Source organism: Amycolatopsis australiensis (genome assembly GCF_900119165.1).
Classification (GTDB): domain Bacteria; phylum Actinomycetota; class Actinomycetes; order Mycobacteriales; family Pseudonocardiaceae; genus Amycolatopsis; species Amycolatopsis australiensis.
The window spans coordinates 7,120,803-7,129,607 of record NZ_FPJG01000006.1; the positions used below are offsets into that span (position 1 = coordinate 7,120,803).

Sequence of the window (8,805 nt, forward strand, 5' to 3'; positions counted from 1 at the left end):
GGCGCCGGTCTCGTCCGCGGCGAAGAGGGAGAGGGCGTCGGTGCCGTCGGCGCGCAGGCGGACCCGGAGGGTGCGGGCGCCGACGGCGTGCAGGCGCAGGCCGGTCCAGGAGAACGGCAGCAGCGGGGTGCCGGGCTCCGCGGGCAAGGCCCCGAACCCGGCGGCGTGCAGGGTGGCGTCGAGCAGCGCGGGGTGCAGGACGAACTCGCTCGCGCCGGTGGCGGATCCGGGAAGCTCGACCTCGGCGAAGACGGTATCGCCGGCTCGCCAGGCGGCGCGCAGGCCTTGGAAGGCCGGGCCGTAGCCGAGCCCGGCGCGGTCCGCGGCGGCGTAGAAGCCGGTGAGATCGAGGGGCTCACCGGCGGGCGGCCAGGCCAGTTCCTCGGCAGCTTCCCCGGCCCCCGCAAGCGGCGGCTCGGCTCCGGCGATTCCGATGCTTCGCCAGCGTCCCCGGCCGCCGGCGAGCGGCGACCCGGCCCACCGGCGAGCGGCGATCCCGATGCTTCCCCGGTCGCCGGGGCGCGGCGGCTCGGCTCGACGAGCGGCGATCCCGGCGCCTCGCCGGCCTCCCCGGCCGCCGGCGAGCGGCGGCCCACCTCGCCGACGAGCGGTGATACCAGCCCCTCGCCCGATCCCCCTCTCACCGCGAGCAGCCCGGTGGCGTGCCGGGTCCACGGCTCCTCCTCGCCGGGTCGCGAATGGACCGTCAGTGCGCGGCGGCCCGCCTCGTCCTCGGGCTCGACCGTCACCTGCAGCCGGACCGCTGCCTCGGCCGGCAGCACCAGCGGGCTCTCCAAGGTCAGTTCTTCGACCAGCGCGCAGCCCGCCTGGTCACCCGCGTGCACCGCCAGCTCCGCGAGCACCGCGCCGGGCACCACCACGGTGCCGAGCACCGTGTGCTCGGCCAGCCACGGGTACGCAGCCGTCGAAACACTTCCCGAGAGCACCAGCTGCCCGGTGCCCGCCAAGGATTCCGCCCGTGGGCGGAGCCCCGGGTCGGCCGCCGTCCGGCGGGCGGCCCCGCGGGGCCAGAACCGGTCGCGCTGGAACGGATATGTCGGCAGGTCCACGCGCCGGGCCCGGCCGAAGAGCGGCTCCCAGCGAACGGGCACCCCCGCCGCGAACAGCGTGCCCAGTGCGGTGACGAAGGCGAGCTCGCCGTCGCGGTCGGCTCGCTGTGTCGCCACCGCCGCTCCCGGGACCAGCCCGGCGAGCACCGCGCGCGGGCCGATCTCGACGAACCGCGTCACCCCGGCCGCCACCGCCGCCGCGACGGCGTCGGCGAACCGGACCGTGCCGCGGACCTGGCCGGCCCAGTACCCGGCGTCGAACGCGGTGGCCGGTTCCCCCGTCACCGTCGACACGATCGGGATCGACGGCGCCAAGTGGTCCACAGTGGACGCCACCGCGGTGAGGCCGGCCAGCATCGGGTCCATCCGGTGGGAGTGGAAGGCGTGCGAGACCCGGAGTCGGCCGGTCCGGCGGCCGCGCGCCCACGCGGCCGCCGCGTCGACGGCGGCCTCGTCGCCCGAAACCACCACCGAGTCTTCGGCGTTCACCGCGGCGATCGAGACGGCACCGAACCCGGCGAGCAGCGGCGCGACCTCCGCCTCGGTGGCCTGGACCGTCAGCATCGCGCCGCCCTCGGGCAGGTCCTGCATCAACCGGCCGCGCGCGGCCACCAGCGCACAAGCGTCTTCGAGCGAGAGCACCCCGGCGACGTGCGCGGCGGCCAGCTCGCCGATCGAGTGCCCGATCAGCAGGCCGGGGGTGACGCCGACCGACTCGAGCAGCCGGACCAGGGCCACTTCGACCGCGAACAGGCCGGCCTGGGCGGACACCGTCCGCTCCAGCGCGGCCTCGTCCGTGCCCCACAGCACGTCCCGCAGCGAGCCACCGAGCTCGGCGTCCAGCAGCGCGCACGCCGCGTCGAAGGCCTCGGCGAACACCGGGAACCGGGCGTGGAGCGCCTTCCCCATGCCGAGTGTCTGCGCACCCTGCCCGGAGAACAGGAACGCGACGCGGCCGGTCTCCACCGTCCCGGCGGTCACCGCGGCCGACGGCTCGCCCGCCGCGACCGCGGCCAGGCCGTCCAGCAGGGTTTCGCGGTCTTCGCCGACGACGACGGCCCGGTGCTCCAGCGCCGCGCGCGTGGTCGCCAGCGAGAAGCCGACGTCGGCGGCGGATTCGCCGTCGAGGTGGTCGCGGAGCCGGGCGGCCTGGGCCCGCAGGGCCGGCTCGGTCTTCGCCGACAGCATCCAGGGCACCACCCCGGCGGTCCCGCCGGGTGCCACCGGCTCGGCGGCCGGGGCTTCCTCGACGATGACGTGCGCGTTGGTCCCGCTGATGCCGAACGACGAGACCGCGGCCCGGCGGACCCGCCCGCCGGCCGGCCACGCGACCGGCTCGGTGAGCAGCCGCAGGTGTCCGGCCGTCCAGTCCACGTGCGGCGTCGGCTCGTCGACGTGCAGGGTGCGGGGCAGCGACTCGTGCCGCAGCGCCTGCACCACCTTGATGATCCCGGCGACCCCGGCCGCGGCCTGGGTGTGCCCGATGTTCGACTTGACCGACCCGAGCAGCACCGGTTCCGCGCGGTCCTGGCCGTAGGTGGCCAGCAGGGCCTGCGCTTCGATCGGGTCGCCCAGCGTGGTGCCGGTGCCGTGCGCCTCGACGACGTCGACATCCTCAGTGGACAGTCCGGCCGACGCCAGCGCCTGGCGGATGACGCGCTGCTGCGACGGGCCGTTCGGCGCGGTGAGCCCGTTCGAGGCACCGTCTTGGTTGACCGCGGATCCCTTGAGCACGGCCAGCACCGGGTGCCCGTTGCGGCGCGCGTCGGACAGCCGCTCGAGCACCAGCACGCCGGCGCCCTCGGCGAAGCCGGCGCCGTCCGCCGCCGCGGCGAACGACTTGCACCGCCCGTCGGCGGCCAGGCCGCCTTGGCGGGAGAACTCCGCGAACAGCGTGGGGTGGGCCATCACGGTGACACCGCCCGCCAGCGCGAGCGTGCACTCCCCCGCGCGCAGGGCCTGCGCCGCGAGGTGCACCGCCACCAGCGAAGACGAGCAGGCCGTGTCCACGGTGACGGCGGGGCCCTCGAAGCCGAACGTGTAGGCCACCCGGCCGGAGACGACGCTGCCGGAGGTGCCGTTGCCGAGGTAGCCCTCGAGCTCGGCCAGGTCTTCGCCGGAGGACACCAGTTTGCTGCTGTAGTCGTGGTACATCACGCCGGCGAAGACGCCGGTCCGGCTGCCGCGCAGGGTTCCGGCGTCGATCCCGGCGGCTTCGACCGCTTCCCAGGACGTCTCGAGCAGCAGCCGTTGCTGCGGGTCGGTCGCCAGCGCCTCGCGCGGTGAGATGCCGAAGAACCCGGCGTCGAACTCCCCCGCGTCGTGGAGGAACCCGCCCTCGGCGGCCAGGGACGTGCCGGGGCCGCCGCCGGCGAGCGCGCCGAGGTCCCAGCCGCGGTCGGTGGGGAACGCCGAAATGGCGTCGCGGCCGGCCGCGACGAGGTCCCACAGCTGGGCGGGTGTGGTCACCCCGCCCGGGTACCGGCAGGCCATGCCGACGATGGCGACCGGGTCGCCGGCCACCGCGGCCGGCCCGGCGGTGTCGCCGGGCTCCGTGTGGCCGAGCAGTTCGCCGCACAGCCACCGGGCGAGCACCTCGGGGGCCGGGTGGTCGAACACGAGGGTGGCCGGCAGCCGCAGCCCGGTCGCGGTGCTCAGCCGGTTCCGGAATTCGACCGCGGACAGGGAGTCGAACCCGAGGTCCTTGAACGGCCGGGCCGGGTCGATGTCGGCCGCGGACGCGTGCCCGAGCACCTGGACGATCTGCCTGACCACGACGTCGAGCACCGCCCGCCCGGGGTCGTCGAGCCCGCGCAGCCGGGCGGCGAACTCCGAAGCTTCGGCCGCCCGCGCGCCCACTTGGCGGCGCGCCGGACCGCGCACCAGGCCACGCAGCAGCGGCGGCACCCCCGCGGCCGCGGCCCGCGCCCGGATGCCCACGAAGTCGAGCGAAATCGGCGAGACGATCGCCGCCGTCGCGGTCAAGGCGGTGTCGAACAGGGCGAGCCCCTGCGCGGAGCCGAGGGTGCCGGAGCCGCCGCGTTCCAGCCGCTGCCGGTGCTCCGCGCCCAGGCCTTCGGTCATGCCGCCGGCCTGCTCCCAGAGTCCCCAGGCCAGCGACCGGGCGGGCAGGCCCCGCGCCCGGCGGTGCTGGGCGAGCGCGTCGAGCCCGGCGTTGGCGGCGGCGTAGCCGGCCTGCCCGGCGGCGCCGAAGATCCCGGCGGCCGAGGAGAACAGGATGAACTCGTCGAGGTCCGCGGTGAGTTCGTGCAGCGCGAGCGCCGCGTCGACCTTGGGCCGGAGCACGGCCTGGACGCGCTCGGGGGTGAGCGCTTCGAGCACGCCGTCGTCCAGCACACCGGCGGCGTGCACGACGGCCGAAAGCCGTTGCCCGGCCGGCAGTCCGGTGAGCAGTTCGGCGAGGGCCGCCCGGTCCGCGACGTCGCACGCCGCGATCCGGACGTCGGCTCCCAGCTCGGTGAGCTCGTCACGCAGCTCGGTGGCGCCGTCGGCGGCCGGGCCGCGGCGGCTGGTCAGCAGCAGCCGGGTGACGCCGTGGCGGGTCACCAGGTGGCGGGCGAGCAGCCCGCCGAGCAGCCCGGTGCCGCCGGTGATGAGGACGGTGCCTTGGGGATCCCACGCGGGCGTGCGGTCTTCGGTGACCGCCCGGCGCAGCCGTGGCGCGTAGACCGCACCCGCGCGCACGGCGGCCTGGGGTTCGTCGGAGGCGAGCACCGCGCCGAGCGGGTCGAGCCCGGAATCGGTGTCCAGCAACAGGAACCGGCCGGGGTGCTCGGCTTGCGCCGACCGCAGCAGGCCCCAGACCGCGGCCTGCGCGTACCCGTCCACCGGGTCGTCCGGGTGGACGCCGACCGCACCGCGGGTGACGACGACGAGCGTCGAGCCGGCGTACCGCTCGTCGGCGAGCCAGGTCCGGACCAGCTCGAGCACGACTGGCACCGGGGAGGTCGATGAAGCCGATACCGAGTCGCCCACGCTTCCCGGCTCGACCGCCGCCGAGAACCGAGAAACCGGCCACAACCCGGCCGGCTCGAGCTCGCCCACTTCGGCGACCACGACCGCGGGCACCGGCCCGTCGGCGGGCAGCTCGGCCACCGGCGTCCAGGCCACCGGCTCCGCCGACGGCAGGGTCACCGCTTCCCAGCCGAGTTCGAACAGGGAGCCCGTGTCATGGGGACGCAGTCCGCAGGGGGCCACCGGACGCAGGGCCAGCCTGCCCACCGTGGCCACCGGCCGGCCGTCGGTGTCGGCGACCGAAAGGGCGATCGCGTCGTCGTCCAGTGCGCGGACCTCGACCCGGACGCTGGTCGCGCCCGCGGCGTGCAGGCGGACGCCGGACCAGGAAAACGGAAGCCGCGGGCCCGGCTGTCCCGGTCCTCGGCCGGCGAGGCCGAGCGGGTGCAACGCGGCGTCGAGCAGCGCGGGGTGGATGCCGTAGCCGTCGGCGCTGCCCGCGTCCGCGGGCAGCTCGACCTCGGCGTAGACCGCCTCGCCGGTCCGCCAGGCGGCACGGAGGCCCTGGAAGGCGGGCCCGTAGCCGTAGCCGAGGGTCGCCGAGTTCGCGTAGAAGTCCTCCACCGGAACGGTTTCCGCGCCGGCGGGCGGCCAGGCGACGGCCGTGGGTTCCCCGGCGGTGGCCGTGGCGAGGGTGCCGGTGGCGTGCCGGGTCCACGGGCTGCTGTCGTCCGGTCGCGCGTGGACGGTCACCGCCCGGCGGCCGTCCCCGGCGGCGGGCCCGACCGTGACCTGCAGCAGCGCGACGCCCTCCGCGGGCAGCACGAGTGGCGTTTCCAGGGTGAGTTCGTCGAGGAGGTCGCAGCCCACCTGGTCGCCCGCGCGCACGGCGAGCTCGACGAAGGCGGTGCCCGGCACCAGCACTTCGCCGAGCACGGCGTGGTCGGCGAGCCAGGGGTGGGTCCGGGTGGCGAGGGAGCCGGTGAGCAGCAGCTGCCCGGTTTCGGCGACGGTCACGCCGGCCCCGAGCAGGGGGTGCGCCGCTTCGGTGAGACCGAGGCCCGCCACGTCGGCCGGCCCGCGGCGGCCCGGTTCGGGCCAGTAGCGGCGTCGCTGGAAGGCGTAGGTGGGCAGGTCCACCCGCCGGCCCGGGGTCAGCTTCTCCCAGGCCACCGCCACACCGTGGACGAACGCCCGGCCGAACGCGGTGTAGAGCTGTTCGAGCCCGCCCCGGTCCCGGCGCAGGGTCGCCGCCACCGCACCGGAAACCTCGAGCTCGTCGAGGGTCTGCTGCACGCCCACGGTCAGCACGGGGTGGGCCGAGCTTTCGACGAACACCGTGTGCCCGGCGGCGATCGCGGCGCGCACCGCGTCCTCGAACCTCACCGTCGCCCGCAGATTGCGGTACCAGTACTCGGCGGTCAGCTCGGCCGTGTCGATCGCTTCCCCGGCCAAGGTCGAAAAGAAAACCGTGTCCACACTGGACGGGGACACCGGCGCCAGATCAGCGAGAATCCGCTCCCGGATCGCCTCCACCTGCGCCGAATGCGACGCATAATCCACCGGAACCCGCCGGACACGCACACCTTCGGCCTCCCACGCCGCCTGCGCCGCATCCAACGCGGCGACCTCACCCGAGACGACCGTCGCCGACGGCCCGTTCACCGCCGCAATGCCCAGCCGCGCATCCAGCCCGGCCTCGACCTCGGCCACCGGCAACGGAACAGACAACATCCCACCAGTACCCGCCAGCTCGGTGATCGCCTTCGCCCGCAGAGCAACCACCCGAGCACCGTCCACCACGGACAGCGCACCGGCCACCACCGCGGCCGCGATCTCACCCTGCGAATGCCCGATCACCGCAGCAGGCTCCACACCGGCGTCCCGCCACAACTCGGCCAAGCAGACCATCACCGCCCACAACAGCGGCTGCACCACATCGACCCGCTCCAACACCGCCGGATCAGCCGAACGCGCCACCTCCGTCAACGACCAGTCCACAAAAGACTTGAGCGCGGTTTCGCACTCCGCCCACCGAGCCGCGAACACCTCCGAAGAATCCAGCAGCTCCACCGCCATCCCGACCCACTGCGAACCCTGCCCCGGGAACACCAGCACCGGGCGGGAGGCGGTGCCGACGACGTCGCCCGTCACGACCCCGGGTGCGTCCTCGCCGTCGGCCAGTGCCGCGAGGCCGGCCGGGTCCGCGCCGACGACCACGGCCCGGGTTTCCAGGGCCGCCCGGGTCGTCGCCAGGGAGAACCCGATGTCGGCGCGGGCGGCGCCCGGGTGGTCGCCGAGCCAGGCCGCCAGGTTCCCGGCCTGCGCGCGGAGGGCGGCCGCGGTTTTGGCGGACAACACCCAAGGCACCACCGCGGGCTCGGCGCCGGCCGGCTGCGCCGCTTCGGCCTCGGGCGCCTGTTCGAGGAGCACGTGGGCGTTCGTGCCGCTGACGCCGAACGACGAGACACCGGCGCGGCGCGGTTCGCCGGTCTCCGGCCACGGCCGCGGCTCGGTGAGCAGCTCGACGGCACCCGCGGACCAGTCCACGTGCGACGAGGGCGCGTCCACGTGCAGGGTTTTCGGCAGCACGCCGTGGCGCATCGCCATGACCATCTTGATCACGCCGGCGACCCCGGCCGCGGCCTGGGTGTGCCCGAGGTTCGACTTCACCGACCCCAGCAGGAGCGGGTGCGCCCGCTCCTGGCCGTAGGTCGCCAGCAGCGCCTGCGCCTCGATCGGGTCGCCCAGCGTCGTGCCGGTGCCGTGCGCTTCGACGGCGTCGATCTGGCTTGCCGTGAGCCCGGCGTTGACCAGCGCCTGCAGGATGACGCGCTGCTGGGAGGGGCCGTTCGGGGCGGTGAAACCGTTCGACGCGCCGTCCTGGTTGACCGCGGATCCCTTGAGCACGGCCAGCACCGGGTGCCCGTGGCGGCGTGCGTCGGACAACCGCTCGACGAGCAGCACGCCGACGCCCTCGCCCCAGTTCGTGCCGTCCGCGGCGTCGGCGAACGCCTTGACGCGGCCGTCGGGGGCCAGCCCGTTCTGCTTGCCGAATTCGAGGAAACCGCCGGGGGTGGACATGATCGTCACCCCGCCGGCGAGCGCCAGCGAGCATTCGCCGGACCGCAGGGCCTGCGCGGCCAGGTGCAGGGCGACCAGCGAGGACGAGCACGCGGTGTCGACGGTGACCGAGGGGCCTTCGAGCCCCAGGACGTAGGAGAGCCGCCCGGAGAGCGAACTCGCGTTGTTGGCGGTGCCGCCGTAGCCGTCGAATTCGGCCCGCAGCCGCAGCAGCAGGCCGAGGTAGTCCTGGCCGTTGGTGCCGGCGAACACCCCGGTCCGGCTGCCCCGCAGGGAAAGCGGGTCGACCCCGGCGCGTTCGAACGCTTCCCAGGCCAGTTCCAGCAGCAGCCGCTGCTGGGGATCGGTCGCCAGCGCCTCTTTCGGCGAAATGCCGAAGAATCCGGCGTCGAATTCACCGGCGCCGTCGATGAACCCGCCGCGCCGGGCGAACCCGGCGTCGTCGAGAGCATTCCACCCGCGATCGCCGGGAAATTCCGACATCCCGTCCCGGCCGGCGTCGACCAGCCGCCAGAGGTCTTCCGGCGACTGGACGCCACCGGCGAAGCGGCAGCTCATTCCGACAATGGCGAGGGGTTCCCGCGCCGCTGCCTCCGCTTCGCGCAGCCGCCGCCGCGTCTGCTGCAGGTCGGCGGTGACCAGTTTCAAGTAATCGCGAAGCGTCTGCTCGTCAGCC

At 75.1% G+C, this 8,805-nt stretch carries 2 pseudogenes; both read right to left on the reverse strand.

Features of this window, described 5'->3' with window-relative positions:
- Positions 1–9: 9 nt before the first annotated feature.
- A pseudogene (locus BT341_RS48015) lies at positions 10–675 on the reverse strand (polyketide synthase dehydratase domain-containing protein); the annotation flags it as partial.
- Positions 645–8,798: pseudogene (locus BT341_RS34440) on the reverse strand (type I polyketide synthase); the annotation flags it as partial. The pseudogenes BT341_RS34440 and BT341_RS48015, both read right to left, overlap by 31 nt.
- Between the last annotated feature and the right edge of the window lie 7 nt (positions 8,799–8,805).